At 64.8% G+C, this 16,588-nt stretch carries 19 protein-coding genes; 8 read left to right on the forward strand and 11 right to left on the reverse strand.

All coding sequences use genetic code 11. The features are described 5' to 3' along the window. Positions 1–60 precede the first annotated feature (60 nt). A complete protein-coding gene (locus tag LWC34_RS02680; protein ID WP_233722808.1) occupies positions 61–597 on the forward strand; it encodes a hypothetical protein in 537 nt (178 codons plus the stop codon). Positions 598–654: 57 nt separating this feature from the next. Here LWC34_RS02680 and LWC34_RS02685 read toward each other — a convergent pair whose 3' ends face one another. Both LWC34_RS02685 and LWC34_RS02690 read right to left on the reverse strand, forming a co-directional pair. Next, positions 655–846, reverse strand: a complete 192-nt coding sequence (locus LWC34_RS02685) for a hypothetical protein (RefSeq protein WP_233722809.1) — start codon at positions 844–846, stop codon at positions 655–657. Positions 847–1,158: 312 nt separating this feature from the next. Beyond that, on the reverse strand, positions 1,159–2,400 hold the full coding sequence (locus LWC34_RS02690) for an MFS transporter (RefSeq protein ID WP_233722810.1): 1,242 nt from the start codon (positions 2,398–2,400) through the stop codon (positions 1,159–1,161). A gap of 150 nt (positions 2,401–2,550) precedes the next feature. Here LWC34_RS02690 and LWC34_RS02695 point away from each other — a divergent pair, with 150 nt between their 5' ends. Next, complete coding sequence (locus tag LWC34_RS02695; RefSeq protein WP_233722811.1) at positions 2,551–2,766, forward strand: hypothetical protein; 216 nt, start codon at positions 2,551–2,553, stop codon at positions 2,764–2,766. Position 2,767: 1 nt separating this feature from the next. Here LWC34_RS02695 and LWC34_RS02700 read toward each other — a convergent pair whose 3' ends face one another. From LWC34_RS02700 to LWC34_RS02720, 5 genes are all read right to left on the reverse strand, one after another. After that, positions 2,768–3,214 (reverse strand): hypothetical protein, encoded by a 447-nt coding sequence (locus LWC34_RS02700; RefSeq protein ID WP_233722812.1) that lies wholly within the window; start codon positions 3,212–3,214, stop codon positions 2,768–2,770. Between the two features lie 2 nt (positions 3,215–3,216). After that, positions 3,217–5,139 carry a hypothetical protein gene (locus LWC34_RS02705; RefSeq protein ID WP_233722813.1) on the reverse strand — a complete coding sequence of 641 codons (1,923 nt, stop codon included), beginning with the start codon at positions 5,137–5,139 and terminating at the stop codon, positions 3,217–3,219. A 21-nt stretch (positions 5,140–5,160) separates the two neighbouring features. Next, positions 5,161–6,210, reverse strand: a complete 1,050-nt coding sequence (locus LWC34_RS02710) for a coiled-coil domain-containing protein (protein WP_233722814.1) — start codon at positions 6,208–6,210, stop codon at positions 5,161–5,163. A 99-nt stretch (positions 6,211–6,309) separates the two neighbouring features. Beyond that, positions 6,310–6,942, reverse strand: a complete 633-nt coding sequence (gene lipB / locus LWC34_RS02715; protein WP_233722815.1) for a lipoyl(octanoyl) transferase LipB — start codon at positions 6,940–6,942, stop codon at positions 6,310–6,312. After that, positions 6,939–7,673 carry an SDR family NAD(P)-dependent oxidoreductase gene (locus LWC34_RS02720; RefSeq protein WP_308199957.1) on the reverse strand — a complete coding sequence of 245 codons (735 nt, stop codon included), beginning with the start codon at positions 7,671–7,673 and terminating at the stop codon, positions 6,939–6,941. The genes lipB and LWC34_RS02720 overlap by 4 nt, the downstream gene beginning before the upstream one ends. A 282-nt stretch (positions 7,674–7,955) precedes the next feature. Between LWC34_RS02720 and LWC34_RS02725 the strand changes: the two genes are divergently transcribed. The 3 genes from LWC34_RS02725 (at position 7,956) to LWC34_RS56590 (ending at position 10,414) form a co-directional block, all read left to right on the forward strand. Beyond that, positions 7,956–8,249 carry a hypothetical protein gene (locus LWC34_RS02725; RefSeq protein ID WP_233722816.1) on the forward strand — a complete coding sequence of 98 codons (294 nt, stop codon included), beginning with the start codon at positions 7,956–7,958 and terminating at the stop codon, positions 8,247–8,249. Positions 8,250–8,318: 69 nt separating this feature from the next. Beyond that, positions 8,319–9,509: a glycosyltransferase gene (locus LWC34_RS02730; RefSeq protein WP_233722817.1), complete on the forward strand. Its 1,191-nt coding sequence runs from the start codon at positions 8,319–8,321 to the stop codon at positions 9,507–9,509. Between the two features lie 29 nt (positions 9,510–9,538). Further along, the gene (locus LWC34_RS56590; protein ID WP_284051484.1) at positions 9,539–10,414 is read left to right on the forward strand and encodes a LysR family transcriptional regulator; all 876 of its coding nucleotides are present in this window, start codon (positions 9,539–9,541) and stop codon (positions 10,412–10,414) included. Here the strand turns inward: LWC34_RS56590 and LWC34_RS02740 are convergent. From LWC34_RS02740 to LWC34_RS02750, 3 genes are read right to left on the reverse strand one after another with little or no spacing between them, the layout of a single operon-like run. After that, the gene (locus LWC34_RS02740) at positions 10,320–11,084 is read right to left on the reverse strand and encodes an alpha/beta fold hydrolase (RefSeq protein WP_233722818.1); all 765 of its coding nucleotides are present in this window, start codon (positions 11,082–11,084) and stop codon (positions 10,320–10,322) included. The genes LWC34_RS56590 and LWC34_RS02740 overlap by 95 nt on opposite strands. A 28-nt stretch (positions 11,085–11,112) precedes the next feature. After that, positions 11,113–12,036 carry a sigma-70 family RNA polymerase sigma factor gene (locus tag LWC34_RS02745; RefSeq protein WP_233722819.1) on the reverse strand — a complete coding sequence of 308 codons (924 nt, stop codon included), beginning with the start codon at positions 12,034–12,036 and terminating at the stop codon, positions 11,113–11,115. Next, positions 12,033–12,608, reverse strand: coding sequence for a TetR/AcrR family transcriptional regulator (locus tag LWC34_RS02750; RefSeq protein ID WP_233722820.1), 576 nt, complete (start codon positions 12,606–12,608; stop codon positions 12,033–12,035). Before LWC34_RS02750 ends, LWC34_RS02745 begins: the two co-directional genes overlap by 4 nt. An 85-nt stretch (positions 12,609–12,693) precedes the next feature. On the opposite strand from LWC34_RS02750, the gene LWC34_RS02755 reads away from it, so the two are divergent. From LWC34_RS02755 to LWC34_RS02765, 3 genes are all read left to right on the forward strand, one after another. Next, a complete protein-coding gene (locus tag LWC34_RS02755; protein WP_233722821.1) occupies positions 12,694–13,509 on the forward strand; it encodes an SCO6745 family protein in 816 nt (271 codons plus the stop codon). Positions 13,510–13,519: 10 nt separating this feature from the next. Further along, positions 13,520–13,867 carry a VOC family protein gene (locus LWC34_RS02760; protein WP_233722822.1) on the forward strand — a complete coding sequence of 116 codons (348 nt, stop codon included), beginning with the start codon at positions 13,520–13,522 and terminating at the stop codon, positions 13,865–13,867. 163 nt (positions 13,868–14,030) lie between these two features. After that, positions 14,031–16,217 carry a terpene synthase family protein gene (locus tag LWC34_RS02765; protein WP_233722823.1) on the forward strand — a complete coding sequence of 729 codons (2,187 nt, stop codon included), beginning with the start codon at positions 14,031–14,033 and terminating at the stop codon, positions 16,215–16,217. Here the strand turns inward: LWC34_RS02765 and LWC34_RS02770 are convergent. After that, complete coding sequence (locus LWC34_RS02770) at positions 16,206–16,580, reverse strand: glyoxalase superfamily protein (protein WP_233722824.1); 375 nt, start codon at positions 16,578–16,580, stop codon at positions 16,206–16,208. The two genes, LWC34_RS02765 and LWC34_RS02770, sit on opposite strands and share 12 nt — an antisense overlap. Positions 16,581–16,588 lie beyond the last annotated feature (8 nt).

Below are 16,588 nucleotides of genomic sequence, written 5' to 3' on the forward strand. Positions count from 1 at the left end.
TCATCCGCTCGCGACCCGGGCGGTATTCGAGGCTGCCCGAAATCGAAGGAGCAAGATCGAATGCGGCACATTCTGGGGCGCTCGCTGATCATTTCAGCCGCGGCGCTGATTTTCGGCGCGGGTATCGCTCAAGCTTCCGTGCAGACAAAGGAATCCGACCCGGTCTTCAGCCCGGCGAACGCGGAAAGCGTCACCATCCAAGTCACCAAACTCACCCACGCACAGGCCACAACGCGGTTACGGAATGCCGGAATCACGTGGTCGTCGAGCGGCAACTGCAGTGACCGCGACAACCCCAGCTGCACGTCGCTTGAACAGGTCAACCTCGCGACGATCCAGGGCGCGGAAACCCTCAAGAGTGCCAGCGGATGCTCGTTGAATGTCACCGGCGGCACCGAGGTCGGGCACGCCAGCGGCGAGTTCAGCCACTGGAACGGCTACAAACTGGACTACGGCCTGAACACCTGCATCAACAACTACGTGCGCAACACCTTCACGCCCATCGGCGGCGACAAGTGGCAGTCCGGCTCGGGCAACATCTACTACTACGAGCAGAACCACTGGGACGTCACGTACTACAACTGCGGGGGCTGCTAGCTCTTGAAACGCCCCTCGTGCGTGGTCGACTCGCGCACGAGGGGCGTCACAGCGTTATTACCTACGGCTGCGCAGGCTCCAACCGCCTCCGGTGCGGGCCCGTGCACCGACGCCGGCCAGGTGAAGAGCGACACACAGCAGACCGGCGGTCACGATGGTGCTCGCGGTGACCGTGTCACCAAGGTTGGCGTCAGCGAGATCGAGAATCAGGGCGAGTCCGAACAGAACCGCACCGATGATGGCTAACATGCTGCCTCCCACATCGTTGAGACCTTGGAATACCCGCTGGACCTGGGTTTTATTCACGCGGTCGGACGACTCGAAACCAGTGCGAGTACGGAATGATGGATTCAGTGGGCACCCTGCTGATCTGTTATTCGGTCACCCGTGTGGGGGTGGACGCGCCGGGCGCGGGCCTTGCCCGAATGATCTCTTCCTTAGGGCGCTGGTGGCATCCGGCCGAGAACGTATGGCTGGTGTCCACTGGTTATCACCTCGACGAGGTTCGTGACATTCTGGCTTCCCAGCTCGATCCGGGTGATCAATTGCTTGTGCTTGACGTCAGTGGTCAGCCGTGGGCATGTTCCGGTGTTTACCCGGAAGCCGAAGCGTGGATGCTTGATCACGTCCGTGGCCCCGCTTAGCCCAGGCGTACGTCAACGGGATCGCGGCAACGACCCCGGCCGCGCCAGACAGAGCGATCGCCGCGGAAGCAGCGGACAAGTCAGCCAATACGCCAGCGAGCAACGCCCCGATCCCTTGGGCGGTAAGGGCTGCGGTGGCCAACAGGCCGATTCCTTGTGCACGCACGCTGTCCGGCAGTAACCGTGTCGCGGTTGCGGCACATTGGAGCGTGTAGGCCGTGCTGAACGCGCCCGTCAGTCCGAAAAGGATCATGGAACTGGCCAGGTTGGGCTGGAACGCGCCGAACAGCAGTGGGATCCCGGCAAGGATGCCCATCAGGCCGAGCGTGCGTAGCCGGTTCTCTGCGCTGACAAACCGCGTGTACACGTACGCGCCGATGATGCTGCCGACCGGATGGCTCGCCATGATCAGGCCGACCGCGAGCGCGCCGAGCCCGAGTTCGGCGGCATACGGCGCAGCCAGGCTTTCGGGCGCGATGTAGAACAAGGACAGCCACGAGATCAACGCGATCAGCCGAAGCCGAGGATCACGCCACACCAGACCGAACGCGGTGACACGCACGGGGTCCTTCGAGGCTCGGGTCGCAGGCCGCCAGCGCACCCCGTAACGAATGATCAACGCGGACAAGGCAAAGGTGACAGCGTCCAAACCCAACGCAAGATACGGATCGAGCAAACTGACCAGCAGACCGCCACCCGCGAACCCTGCGACCTGAGACGACTGCACGGTCACGTTGCGAACCGCGAGACCTACGACGTAACGCTTCTCGTCGAGCACATCGGGCAGCAGAGCCAGTTGGGCTGCTTTGAACGGGCCGTTGGCCATCACCACAGCTGTTAACAGGATGCACAGCAGCCACAGTGGAGTGCCCGGTATCGCCATCAGGCCAACGAGTGCGGCGCGCACGATGTCCGAGACGACCAGGACCGTGCGGCGCGGGAACCGGTCGCCGAGGCCGGACAGCAGGATTCCGCCGAGCATCGTCGGCAGGTACGTCAGCGCGAACGTCAGCCCGGTCAGCGCGGCCGAGTTGGTCCGTTGGTAAACCAGGACCGACAGCGCCACCCGGGCCAATTGGTCCCCGGCTTGCGACAGCAACTCGGCGAGCCAAATGGCCCGGAACTCGCGAACGGCGAGCACCGAACGGAAGGTCACCATCGACCGAGGGTATTTCTTCGCGCACGTAGTGTGAATCCTGTATTCGTGGGATCCTTCGCGCCTCTTTTTCGTCACAGTGATGTCGATTGGCATGTCGATCCGGGTGGCCCTGCTTCGACGAATAGGTAGAGACGAGAGAGGGAGCGAGAAATGACCACCACGATCAGCTTCAGGGACCGGGCCGTGCTGCGAGCCGTCGCCGCGGGCCGGTGTGAGATCTCCGGCGTGTGCCTGCGCATCGATGGTCTGAGCTGCTGCGACCAGTTCGCCGCGATGCGGCTGACCCAGGCGGGCCTGATCACCGGATCAGAACGAGAACCAGCGAGACTGACACCGTCTGGACAAGCCCTGCTGGAGGCGGCGTGACTTAGCGTTGCAGGGCGGCCAGGAGGCGCTCGCGGAAGTCGATCCGGATGTTGCCGCTGGGGAACAGCTCCTCGCCGGTGATCTCCTGATACGGCCGGCCGACGTCTTCGCTGATGGCGTGCGCGGTGCTGACCGTGAGCACGTCAAGGGGCACGGCCGCGATCTGCTTGATCACGGTGTCCTCGAAGGTGATCCGCGCCCAGTTCGTGGACCCGCATGACTGACAAACCCACGTTTCGAGCAGTTGGACAGGCTCGTCGTCCGCCGGTTCACGCAGGATCGGGTAGTACACGCGGATCGTGCGCCAGGTGAAGTCCGGGTCGCTCTCGCCGATGGTCCAGAATCCGCCGTCCACCAGCGGAGTCGTCAGCTCGATGGACTCGTCCGCCGCGGACCGCGTGCCACAGACCGGGCAGTCCAGTTCGGCGACGAAGTACGCAGAGGGCATGTTCACAGTCCTACCGGGATCACGAGCAACCTGCGGCCGTTGAGCATTATCTCGAACCCGTTCGGGTTTGCCCGTGCCAGCCTGGTCGCGACGCTCCCGGCTCCGGCGACCGGCGGGTTGACCGACACAGCCCAGCCCGCGAGCCGCTCGAACACCGCGCCGTCCGCGGTCATGAACCGAGCAACGCCACCGCCCTCCACCTGGGCGAACAGGGCGTCGGCCACGACTGTGCGGTCTCTGATTCCTTCCGTCTTGCCCACTGGGGTCGGTGTGGTCGTGCTCGACGGTGTCCACGGCCTGTTCGGCGGGCTTTCCAGATCGGCAAGGACCTGGCGGTACGCGGCGCTGTTGCGGTCGATGTCGACGGCAAGCCCTGCCGGACGTTCGACCGCGCCGAGGTCAGCGGCCGCGCCGCCAAGGGGCTTGTGTACCGCGTTGACGCCGGTTTCGCCCATGACCGTGGCCGGGGCACGCAGGCGGCCCATGATTCCCTCGATCGCGGCGTGATTTGGCGGGACGATCGTGCCGGTCGCGTCGAGTGGCTGTCCGAGGTGGGCGAACAGCTGCTGGATCATGCGCTGTTCGATCGGCTGAAGCGCGCTGTAGTCCACGCCGCCGAGCATGGCGCGCACGGCCGACAGCGTCTGGTTGTCCACGATGATGTCGCCAGCGCCTGCTGCGGCGTAACCCTCGGTTTCGGCTGCTTGCGTTGTGCCACGCAGGAATCGGCGGAGTCGGTCCCAGCTGCCCGCGTCGGCGTACTGGGTGATGATCTGGCGTGCGGCGGCGGTTTCCTGCTGGTCCAGGAACAAGAACAGCTCATGGAAGTCGACCTCTGGGGCGATCCTGAGCAGCAGCCGTTGGTCGAACGCGTCGATCAGTAGGGGCAGCCGGGCAAGCGCGGCCGCGTCGGAACGCTTGTCCACCAACACAAGTAGCTCGTCCACGTTGCGGACCTTGCCGAGCAGGACGATCGCGAGTTCCGCGTCCGAGACCTTGTCCAGCACGCGCAGCACGTGCGCGGCTTCGGCAAGGTCGAGCAGCCGGGCGATCTTCTCAAGGTCCGGCACCTTGTCCACCAGCCGGATCACCAGCATCAGGTTGCCGACCCTGGCCACCAGCGCGCGGAACCTGCCGAGCTGAGCGAACACCTTGAGCCGCGCCAGAATCCCGGTTCCGGCGTACGCCAGCACGGCCTCGAAGATCGCGCGGCCGACGAGCTGACCGCGTTGCCGCCACGTCAGGTCGGGCCGGGTGATCGCCAGGTACAGGAAGTAGATCGCCGCGATCGTCCCGGCGATCACGCCGATGACCAGCAGAACCTTGCCGACGAACGTCAGCACCGCGGCGATTGCCAGCAGTGCTGCCGCGCCCTTGATCACCAGCACGATCACGGCGATCGCGATGACGACGACAACGACCGCGACCACGATCCAGAACAGCGGTGTCTTGACTGCCTCCCAGATTCCCTTGAGCAGCCCGACGAAGCCGTCCCAGATCCCTTCGACCAGTCCGGCGCAGAAGTTCCAGACCGAGTCGAAGAAGCTGCTCTCCTCGACGATGCGGTCGACGCTGACGTCGATGTCGTCGGAGAACCGTTGCACCGCACGGTCTTCGTCGACCAGTGTGTTGTCGACCTCGTCGCGCAACTCCTGGGTGTGCTCGGAAAGCCTTTCGTCCCACCGTGAATCCAGGTCCTCGATGACCCAGTCGAGCTCACGACCGACCTCGTCGGTGACCACGCCCATGCTGTGCGCGCCCTCGTCGGTCGCGTTGTGCATCTCCTGGGCGGTGTTCTGCATGATCTCGCTGATCGGTCCACCGAAGTCGTTGCCAGCTTGCTGAACGGCACTGATCAACGTGTCGGTGTGGTCGTTGACCATGGTTTCGGCGTCATTGGTCGTCTCGTCCAGGCTGCCGAGCAATTGTGTTGCCAGCTCGTCGATCTAGGCTTGGCGCGAGTCCGCCGCGGCCAGCAGTTCGGTGCGGGCCTCCTCGACGAATGGCTGATAGCAGGCGGCATCCTGGTTGTCCTGCGCGAAGCTGGCGAGGTCGTTGGCCAGGGCTTCGGCTGGCTCGGCGAGCTGGGTGATCGTGGTCGCCACGGACTCGTCGATCAATGTGTCGAACAATGCCGCCTGCGCGCGGACGTCCTGGCTGCGCTGCGTGGATTGCTCCTGCAGCGAGGTGCTGAGCTGGCTGGCTTCCGCGGTGATCCGGGCGGTCGCGTTGGCCGCGATCTCGCGCAGGGTGTCCTTGGTGCGGTCGCGGTTTTCCAAGATCTGGGTGCGGGCGTCGCTGCGTGGCTGCTCGAAATCCGTCTGGGCGGCTTCCTTCCGGAAGTGCGCGCCGAGCTCGGTGGACTTGGTGCGGACGCTGCTGGCCACGGCCGTGCCGGTGCGGTTCAGTTCAGCGAGCACGTCACGTTTCGCCGACTCGACGGTGTCCCGGATTTCTTCGGCCTGCTCGTGTGTGCGGTATCGCTCGATCTTGGCGTTGGCTATCTCGTTGACGCGTGTGGTGCGTTCGGTTGTGCCTTCGGTGGCTCGCTGCGCTTGCTCGTCGCCCGCGGTCGTGGCCAGCGTGGCTTTGTCCTCAGCGTGCCGGGTGACTGCGCCATGCTTATCTTCGATAACGCCGTCGAGGCGCAGCAGTTCGGCTTCCGCTGCCGCGTCCACCCGGGCCAGCTCGGCATCTAGGTTGCCTTGGATGGTCTCTTGGGCGGTGGACGCGTGCTGTTGAACGACCCCGAGAGCGGCTGCGTGGGCTTGTTCGACGGCCATCGCCTTGGCGTCTGTGTTCGTACGGAAACGCTGCTTCAGAGCATCCGCGCTTGCCCGGATCTGCTCGGCCTGTGCCGTGCTGTGTGCTTCGATCGCGGCCCGGCGGGCTTCGATTTCTTCAACCAGGGCAAGGAATTCGGGGGAACTCGGCGGTGCGATCGTGACCGGGACCGGGCTCGCCATCATTCGTGACACCGCCGCGTTTCCCGCCATTGCTGCAACGCAAGCAATCCCTCGACCGGCGACGGGCTCCGCGGTCAGGGCCGGACGATCGGGCGGCACATAGCCAAACTATGGCGCGTCAGGCCATTATCACCCGCCCAAACAGGCATCCGTTGGGGTCAAATGCTTCCAGACGGCGTTTCGGACCTGCTCCTCCGACGGAACGTCGTCGGTCAGTTCGGCCAACGACGTCATTGGTACGTCAGGCAATCCGCATGCCGTGAACGAGTCGTACACAGTCAGGTCCGAGGTGATGTTGAGCGCGAATCCGTGACTGGTCACGCCTCTGCGGATGCGCATCCCGATCGACCCGATCTTCCGGTGGTCGGGCGTCCACACACCGACAAGGCTCTGCCCGCCCGGTGGCGTGTCACGGCGGATCATCGTGAAACCCAGCGAATCCAACGCGGCGATAAGGACGTTTTCCAGCCACCGCACGATGTCGCCTGGGCCACGCCGGTTCAGGTCGATGATCAGGTAGCCGATCAGCTGGCCGGGCCCGTGATAGGTCGCCTGCCCGCCACGATCCACCGGGATGACCGGGATATCACCGTGTTTCGGCAGTTCGGCGGGTGGCGTCCGGGCGCCGTAGGTGATGACCGGGGGATGGGTCAGCAGGACGAGACGGTCCTCGATCAGGCCGTTCTGCCGCTGCTCCACCCAGGTCCGCATGTCCTCGATCGCGTCGAGGTACGGCACTTCCCCCAGATCGATCCTCTTCACGTGCTCCAGGTTAGCCCTACCAGGGCAACGGGCCTTCGTCGTTGAAATAGCCGCCGGTCGAGACGTCGGCTTCGAGCGTCGCGAGCTTCACCGCGATCGCCGCGCCTTGGGCGGCCGTGCGGTGTCCTTGATGGTCGTTGAGGTCGGTCGCGCAGAAGCCGGGGGCAGACGGCGTTGACCAGAATGCCCGCTTTGCTCAGGTCCTTGGTGTACTGGACAGTCAAGCTGTTGAGTGCCGTCTTCGAGACCGGGTAGGCCGCCGCGGGTGGCAGGCCGGTGTAGATCCCATCGTTCTGCTGCTGTGCCAGTGAACCGACTCCGCTGGACATGTTGACGATCCGCGCCGCCGCCGACTTCCTGAGCAGGGGCAGCATCGCGTTCGTCACCGTGATCACGCCGAAGGAGTTGGTGTCGAAGACCTTGCGGATCAGCTCGGGCGCGACCTTGCTCGGTTCCTGGCCCCATCCACCGGTGATTCCGGCGTTGTTCACGAGCGCGTCCAACCTCCCGAAGTGTTCGTCGATCCACGCGGCCGCTTTCTCCACGGTCGTCGCGTCCGTCACGTCGAGCGCGACCGACTCGACGCCTAGGGCTTTGGCGGCTTCTTCGCGGCGCCGGTCGTCGCGGGCACCGATGATCACGGTCGCGCCCAGTGTCTTGAGCTGGGCCGCGATCTCGTAACCGATGCCCTTGTTGGCCCCGGTCACCAAAACGATCTTGTTCTCCGTCATGTGTCCAGCTCACCACCGGTTTTCCGTAACACCATGACCGTGTCGGTGCCCGGCGATACCCTAGCGGTATCGATTGGTCAATTTGCGAAACGCCGGTTTAACGCGAGCTTGAAGCCGCTTGCCGCGTTCTGGATCGATCCCTAGCGTGAGTCGTGGTTGGTCGAAAAACCCGCACGGAGGTGCACGATTAACGCGCAGAAGTCTGCTTTCCTCGACAATCTGGAAACCTCGATCTCGGCGACCTCGCAATCGAAGAAACCGGCCAGGTCGATTGGCCGGAAGATGGGTGCGGTAGCGGCCGCGCTCTTCGCCGGTGCGTCGTTCTTCGCCGCGACGGCTGGGGTGGCGAACGCGGCCGCTCCCAGTGCGTCCGAAGCAAGCATCGCGGCTGACTGTCCGGGGCCCGACATGGTCAAGTACACCCACTACAAGGGGTGTGACGGGACCACCCGGAAGTTCGTCTACATCGGCTCGTACAACCCGGTTCCGCATATCCTCTGCTACAAGTTCGACACCTACTGGTTCGCCTGTAACGCGTGGTACTACCAGGGCGTCTCGGAAGCCTGTACGCACTGAGCCGATATGTCCGGTCGTGGGTGCCAGGCGTTCTGGCCCCACGGCCCGCTTTGCCGGAAAAGGAGTGTGATGTCCAGTCGCTGGGTGCGCCGGGTCTATTATGAGGGCGTCATTCCGAAACATACCGGAAGTCAACCGGAAAACACGATCAGTATCGCCATTCTGGCCAAGGATGAAGAGCGCTGTATCGCGCGCTGCTTGGACAGTGTCGTGGGCCGTGGTTTCGATGTCCTGGTAGTGGACACCGGCTCGACCGACAATACTGTGGACATCGTGACCGGGTATGCCGATGTCCGGTTGCTGCACCTGCCGTGGCCGGGCTCGTTTTCGGCGGCCCGGAATTTCGCCATCGATTCCGTGGCGCCGGGGTGGATTGTTTTCATCGACGCCGACGAATGGCTCACCGAGCGCACCGCCGACGAGCTGCCCGCCTGCCTGGAGTCCCTCGGCGATCCGTCGACGAACCTGGTGTATGCGCCCAGGATTCTGGAGGTGGACACGGGCGTCTTCGACGACAGCATCCCTCGGATCTTCCGGACCGACAGCCAGATCAGGTTCCGCGGTCCCGTCCACGAGTATCCCGTGATCACCGGAAACCCGGACACAGCGGTCGGTCTCGTCGGCCTCGACCTCGAGTTCGGGCACGACGGCTACCGGTCCGATGTGGTGCGAGCCAAGGACAAACCCGGCCGGAACCTCGAACTGCTCGACCAGGCAAGGCAGAACGACCCGGAGAACCCGCGGTGGTACTGCTTCACGATCCGCGACGCCTTGCTGATGCTCGACCGGGATCAGATCGTCGCGCTGTGCTCGGCACTGGAACAGCTGCTGGATTCCGTTGTGCCGACCGGGGACGTGCTCGGACCTCGCCACTACTACGGTCTCGGATTGAGTTTCGCCTGCCAGGGCTTAGTCATGCACGGAGATTGGCAGACGGTACACCGCTATTGCGACCGGCTCGACGCTCTGGGCGCGCGGGAGAACCCGGATGCGCACTACTTCCGTACGATGTCTGAAATGCTGCACGGCGTGGTGACCGAGCGCGATCTGCTACGGACCGTCAAATTGCGCAGGGATGAGGAACTCGTTGCGACCGGCAGTGCCATCGATCCGTCCGGCAGGCATCTCGACGCGTTGATCGCCGCGCTCGTCGCGATCTTCCGTGGCGAAGAAGAAGCCGCGACCTACCGCACGATGTGCGCTCCATGGAACGACGTGTTCTTCCAAGCCTCTGTGCTGCGGGTGCAAGCGATACGCTGACGGGCATGGATTGACTGGAGACGCGCGAGCTGGCCTACTTCGTCGCGGTCGCCGAGGAGTTGCACTTCAGCAGGGCGGCCGACCGGCTCAGGATCGCCCAGCCGCCGTTGTCACGTGCGATCCGTCAGCTTGAACAACGGCTTGGCGTGGAGCTGTTCGAGCGTACCAGCCGCAAGGTTTTGCTCACCGAAGCCGGTGACGTTCTGCTGCACGAAGCCGGCAAAGCCCTGGACGCGGTCGCTGCGGCGGCTCGGCGGACCCAGCGTGTCGCTGAGCCGAAGCTGGTGCTGGTCATGAAACCGGGCAGTGGCGGCGGTATGCTGCAGGACATTTTGGACAGACACGCCACCGAGCCGGACGCCCTTCCAGCGGAACTGCTGGTATGCGGAATCGGTGAGCAGGCGCAGATTCTGCGCGACGGCCGGGCCGATGTCGCCGTACTGCACCTGCCCTATGACGACACGTCCGGGTTTGACATCGAGCAGCTACGGGTCGAAGGCGCGGTCGCGATCTTGCCTGCCGGACATCGGTACGCTGACCGGGATCGCCTGTGGATGGCGGATCTGGAGGGTGAACTCCTGCCGCGCTGGCCCGGCATGACCGGGACCGGACCGGAGGTTCGTGATGCCGCGCAACTGATGCAGCTCATCGCCATCGGCCGGGTGATCGCCGTACTGCCCGAATCGGCGCGGATCGGCCTGCGCGGTGACCTGGTTGCTGTGTATGTTGTGGACGGTCCAATTTCGACGATCGCGGTCGGGTGGCCCGAGCGCTCGTCGTCCCGGGCCGTCGCCGCCTCCGTACGGGCGGCTATTGCTGTTGCAGAGTCAGAGATCCGCCCGCCCGTCGCAGGGGCAGCATCGGGGCGGGTTCCGTCGTCAGGAACTCCTCGACCATCCGGGTGACCCGCTCGGGGCGCTCCCAGAACAACAGGTGTGACGTCGCGGGCACGATACCCAGCTGTGCCTTGGGGATTGCTTCGTACATCTCCACGAGGTGCCTGAGGTGGACGATGTCGTCGTCGGCCGCGAGAATCAGCGTCGGGTTCGTCACGCGGGTCGGGTCGAGGGACTCGAGGGCTTCCATTTCGGCGAACTTCCTCACCACCGCAGGAAAGTGGTCGCGGCCGTCGGGTGAGACCTCGGCGTAGCGGTCGACCAGTTGCGGCGGGAATTCGGCGTCTGGGTCAGGCGTGTGGATCCAGCCGTCCGCGCTGTATGCCGTGCACACCAACACGAGCTTGCGGATCAGGTCCGGCCGCCGCACCGCCAACCCCAGCGCGACCAGGCCGCCGGAGCTGTATCCGGCCACGTGCGCGGGTTCACCCACAACCTGCTCGATGAACGCGGCCACGTCATCGGTCAGCATCTCCGAGGTGACCGGGCCTTCGACGTCCGGCGTGTGCCCGTGGCCACGCCGGTCCAGCAGGTAGACCCTGAAACCGGTCAAGGTCAGCAGGTTCCCGTCGAAGTCACGCGAGTCGGAGAAACCGCCGTGCAGCAGCACGAGCGGTTCACCTTCGCCACGCACGTCGTACCAGGAGCGAACGCCGTTCACGGTCACGTAGTCGGCCACAGGAGTCCCTTCGTCAGAGTTGTACAACCTAGGACGACTGGGCGTCGGAAAACTCATCGACCGGCAGCCCGAAAAGCGGAAAAAGGTGCCCGGCCTGCAGGTATGTCGTGGTGTTCGTGATCAGCCCGCCGGAGACCTCGAAGACCTGCAGCGAGAACGGCTTGCCTTCGAGGTACTGGCCGTACACGGGCGCGCCGTTGGCGAATCCGGCCGGTGCGAACGTGGAAATCTGGCAGATCGCCTCCGATCCGGCACCGCGCAGAGCCGCCATGAGCTCGTCGCGGCCACGCATCCACCAGGTGAACGGCGGCATGGTCGACGTTGCGTCCTCGTGCAGCAACGTCACAAGCGTGTCCAGGTCGTAGCGCGTGAAGGCCTGCATGTACCGCTCGATCAGCTGCTGCTGGTCCTCGTCGAGCGGCTTCGCGGACGGCCGCGTCGCCATCGTTGCACGTGCCCGCTGCAGCGCGCTGTTCACCGAAGCAACGCTGGTGTCGAGCAGTTCGGCGACCTCGTCTGCCTTCCACACCAACACTTCGCGCAGGATCAACACCGCGCGTTGCTTGGGTGGCAGGTATTGCAGCGCGGCGACGAACGCCAGCCGGATGGTTTCCCGCTCGGCCACGACATTGGCTGGATCGAGCACGCGGGCGTCCGGAATCGGCTGTATCCAAGAACTTTCCGGCAGGGGTGCGGGGAATTCCGTGCCCGCGCGGGAGGGTTCGGCGACGTCCATCGCGATCACCCTGCGCTGGGCGCTGCGCAGCATGTCGAGGCAGACGTTCGTGGCGATCGCGTACAGCCAGGATTTCAGCTGGCCTTGGCGCTGGTCCTGCTTGCGCCACGCGCGCAGGAACGTTTCTTGCACCGCGTCTTCGGCTTCCGTTGCCGCGCCGAGCATCCGGTAGCAGTAACCGGTCAGTCCGATCCGGTACTGCTCGAGATCGTTCATCGCTCGATGGTGCCATGTCCAGCGAACATGACGTCGGCGACCGTGCGGAACACCTCCGCCGGGTCCTGTTCACCGATGGTCTTGTCCAAGTTGCCTGCCAGTGCGAGCGTGGCGAAACCGTGCGCGGCCGACCATGCGGCAAGCTGTGTGGCACGGGCGTTCTGGTCACCGCCCATCGCTTCGATGGTGCCACGCAACAGTTTGGCGGTCTGTTCTCGCGCGGCGAGCAGCTCGGGCGCGTGGCGGTGGTAGAGATCCGGGCGGTACATCACCTCGAAGTGGCCGGGATGATCCAGTGCGAAGCGCACGTATCGTACGCCGAGATCCTTCAACCGGTCGCGGTCGCCTTCGGCGGCCTGCGCTAGCGATTCGGCCAGCAGCTCGTTACCCTCCACCGCGATCGCCGTCAGCAACCCGGCCTTGTCCTTGAAGTGGTGCGCGGGAGCGGCGTGCGACACGCCTGCCCGGCGGGCGAGGTCCCGGAGGCTGATCGCACTGGGGCCGTCGGTCGCGATGACTTCGAGCGCGGCGTCGAGCACAGCCCGGCGCAGGTCGCCGTGGTGATAGGGCATGCGGGTCACGATACTCCCAATCTTGTCATTGACAAGATGCGGCGTGTGCTCCTATCGTGGCAGGAAATAGATAGTGGAGGTTTCCATGCGGCAGATGTGGCACTTGCTCGAACCGATTCACGCACTCGTCTACTACGCGCCCGAGGTCTTCGACGAGATGGCCAGACTCGGATATGAGGTGGACACGCGCTGGCCCACGTACTTCCCGCTCAGGTCAGCGCCGTTAGGCCCGGCCAGCCCATCGCTTGTATCGGCGACGTTCTACAGCTTCAACCCGGACATGGTCGCCGAACATGTGGCTTGGGACGTCGCGTCGCCCGCGGATGTGGTCGCGGCACGGACCCGCGGGATGGATCGTGCGCTCGGTCGACTGTTGGGGAACATGGACCTGACCGAAGCCGCTGACCTGGCCAAGAAGGTCGCACTGGCGGCCAACACCGCCGGTCGTCCGCTGGCCGCTGCCAATGCGTCGCTTGCGTGGCCGGAGGAGCCGCACCTCGCGTTGTGGCACGCGGCAACGATCGTCCGGGAACACCGCGGCGACGGCCACATCGCAGCGCTGCTCGCGGCAGGCCTGGATCCGGTCGAGTCGCTGGTCTCGTTCGCCGCGATCGGCGCCGCTCCGGTCGAGGTCTTCGCGAGCCGGGGCTGGACTCCGGAGCAATGGGCGGCCGCGCAAGGCAGGCTGCGGGATCGCGGCTGGGTGGATGTCGATGGAAACGGTACCGAGCAAGGGAAGGTGGGCAGGCGAGCGGTTGAGCGGCGTACCGACGAACTCGCCGCGGCACCGTGGTCGGTGATCAATCCCGGCAGGCTGGCCGAGCTGCTGATGCCGGTGACGATGGCGGCCGCCCAGTCGGGCCTCCTTCCTTCCAAGAGCACACTGGGGATCCGCCGCTAGCCTGCGTGACATGACGATTCGACGGGTGGTCCCCAACGTCCGGAGCGGCGATATCGGTGCCAGTGCGAAGTTCTACGGCTTGTTGGGGTTCAAGGAAGTGATGAACCACGGGTGGGTGGTCGGGCTCGCGTCGCCGAGCGACCCGACCGCCCAGGTCCTGTTGACCGACGCGGACCCGTCCGGCCTGCAACCGGACATGTCCATCGAAGTGTCCGATGTGGATGCTGTGCATGCGGCCTTCGCCGATCAGGGCGCCGACATCGTGTACGCCATCCGTGATGAGCCTTGGGGTGTGCGTCGGTTCTTCGTGCGCGATCCCGACGGCCACATCGTCAACGTGCTGACACATTCCTCGTGAGTGTTTTCGCCGGTTCTAACCGGCGAAAACACTCACGAGGCGCACGCTGGGATTCAGCCATTCGTGCGGCCACATCCGCCCGGCTGGCCGTATCCCCGTGCTGCCGTCTGGTGCCACTGTCGGACCTGGTGCTGGTCGACTCGCGATGGGAGTGGGCGCGTTCATGCAGGCATTCACCTTGCCCGATTTCTACATGCCGTACCCGGCCAGGTTGAACCCACATTTGGAGAGCACACGGGCCCACAGCATGGCGTGGGCGGCGCGGATGGGAATGCTCGACGCGCCGAAGCCGGACGGCGGGGTGGTGTGGACCGAGGAGGCGCTCGCCAAGATGGACTACGCGCTGATGTGCGCGTACACCCATCCCGACTGTGACGGCCCGACACTCGATCTGATTACCGACTGGTACGTCTGGGTGTTCTTCTTCGACGACCACTTCCTCGAACACTTCAAGTACTCGCGAGACCTGACCGGTGCCAGGGCGTACCTCGATCAGCTCGAACGGTTCATGACCAGGAAAGGCGAGACCCCACCCGAGCCGTCGAACCCGGCCGAGGCGGGGTTGCAGGATCTGTGGGCACGGACCGTGCCCGCGATGTCGAACGACTGGCGGGAACGGTTCATCCGCAGCACCCACAACCTGATGGTCGAGTCGATGTGGGAGCTCAACAACATCAACATCGGCCGGATCGCCAACCCGATCGAGTACATCCAGATGCGCCGCCGGGTCGGTGGTGCGCCATGGTCGGCCAACCTGGTCGAGTACGCGGCCGCCGCCGAGGTGCCCGACCGGTTCGCCAGAACTCGCCAGTTCGAGGTGCTCACCGACACGTTCTCCGACGCGGTGCACCTGCGCAACGACTTGTTCTCCTACCAGCGGGAAGTGCAGGAGGAAGGCGAGAACTCCAACGCCGTCCTGGTGTTCGAGAAGTTCTTCGACATCGAGACACAGGACGCCGCCGAGATGGTCAACGACCTGCTGACCTCCCGGGTGCAGCAGTTCGAGAACACCGCGCTGGTCGAAGTTCCCGCGGTTTTCCTTGCCATGCAGGCACTTCCGGATGAGGCGGCCCGGTTCGCCGGGTACGTCAAGGGATTGCAGGACTGGCAGTCCGGCGGGCACGAGTGGCACATGCGCTCCAGCCGGTACATGAACGAAGGAGCCGTCACCGAGACGCCGACTGTCCTAGGTGGACCAAACGGCCTGGGGACGGCGGGCATCACGCCAGGACGGATCGGGCTGCAAGTCCGGGCGCGGCAGCATTCGTTCACGCCGTTCCGGCCGGTCGGGCACTTGCCCTTGCCAGAGTTCTACATGCCGTACCCGGTCAAGGTCAGCCCGCACGAGGGCGCGGCGGCGCAGTACCTGATCGAATGGGGCCGCGACACGGGTATCTACGACGAAGGCGTGTGGGGCGAGCGCGAGATGGCGATGAACGACCTCGCGTACTGCGCCGCCAGGATCCATCCTGACGCGGATCTTGAGCAACTGAAGCTCTCGTCCGCCTGGCTAGCCTGGGGTACGTATGCCGACGACTACCTCCCGATCGTCTACGGCGCGCCGCGCAACCTGACCGGTGCCAAGGCAGCCGTCGACCGGCTGAAACTGTTCATGCCATTGGATATGGGCGAGGTTCCCGAGCCCGCGGGCGCGATCGAGCGTGGCCTGGCCGAGTTGTGGCGGCGCAGTGCCACCGACATGCCCGGACCCGCGCGAGCGCAGCTGCGGGCGGCGGTTTCGACCATGTTGGACAGTTGGCTGTGGGAGATGTTCAACCAAGCCGAGAACCGCGTGCCGGATCCCGTCGACTACGTGGAGATGCGGCGGGTCACGTTCGGCTCGGATCTGACCATCGGGCTGGCCAGGATCCCGCACTGGGACGTGATTCCCGAAGAGATCTACCAGACCCGCGTCGTCCGTGAGCTCGAAACGGCCGCGATGGACTATGCCTGTTTCACCAACGACTTGTTCTCCTACCAGAAGGAGATCGAGTTCGAAGGCGAGCTGCACAACATCGTCTTGGTGATCGAGCAGTTCCTCGGCGTGGACCGGTGGAAGGCCCGTGACATCACGGCCGACCTGATGACCGCCCGGGTGGAACAGTTCGAGCACATCCTGGCCAACGACTTCCCGATGCTGTTCGAGGAGTACGGGCTCGACGAGGAAGCTCGCACGATGCTCACCAGCTACGCCGACACGCTCAAGGACTGGATGGCCGGAGTTCTTGCCTGGCACCAGAAAGCCGACCGGTACAAGGAAGCCGAACTACGCCGCCGCCAGAACCCGTCGGCACTGTTGCCAACGGGTCTCGGCACGTCCGCGGCATGGCGCACCGCGCTACGCGTGTGAGCGCGGCTGGATCTGCTGCACCGCCCAGGCATTGCCGTCGGGGTCGGCGAAGAACACGAACGACCCCCACGGCATGTCCGCGATCTCGCTGTCCTCGATCCCGCGCTCGGTCAGCACCTTGTGTGCGGCTTCGATGTCGGTCACCACGACCTGCAGGCCCTTGACCGAGCCCGGTTGCGCGTCGGTGACGCCCTTGCCGATCGCGATCGAGCACGCCGAACCCGGCGGGGTCAGCTGCACGAACCGGATGTCCTCGCTGACCACGTGGTCATGATCGACACTAAAGCCGACCTGCGCGTAGAACTCCTTGGCACGGTCGACATCGGACACCGGGACCGCGATCAGCTCGAGCTTGAAGTCCATCGGAACCA

Source organism: Kibdelosporangium philippinense (assembly GCF_021390435.2).
Taxonomy (GTDB): Bacteria; Actinomycetota; Actinomycetes; order Mycobacteriales; family Pseudonocardiaceae; genus Kibdelosporangium; species Kibdelosporangium philippinense.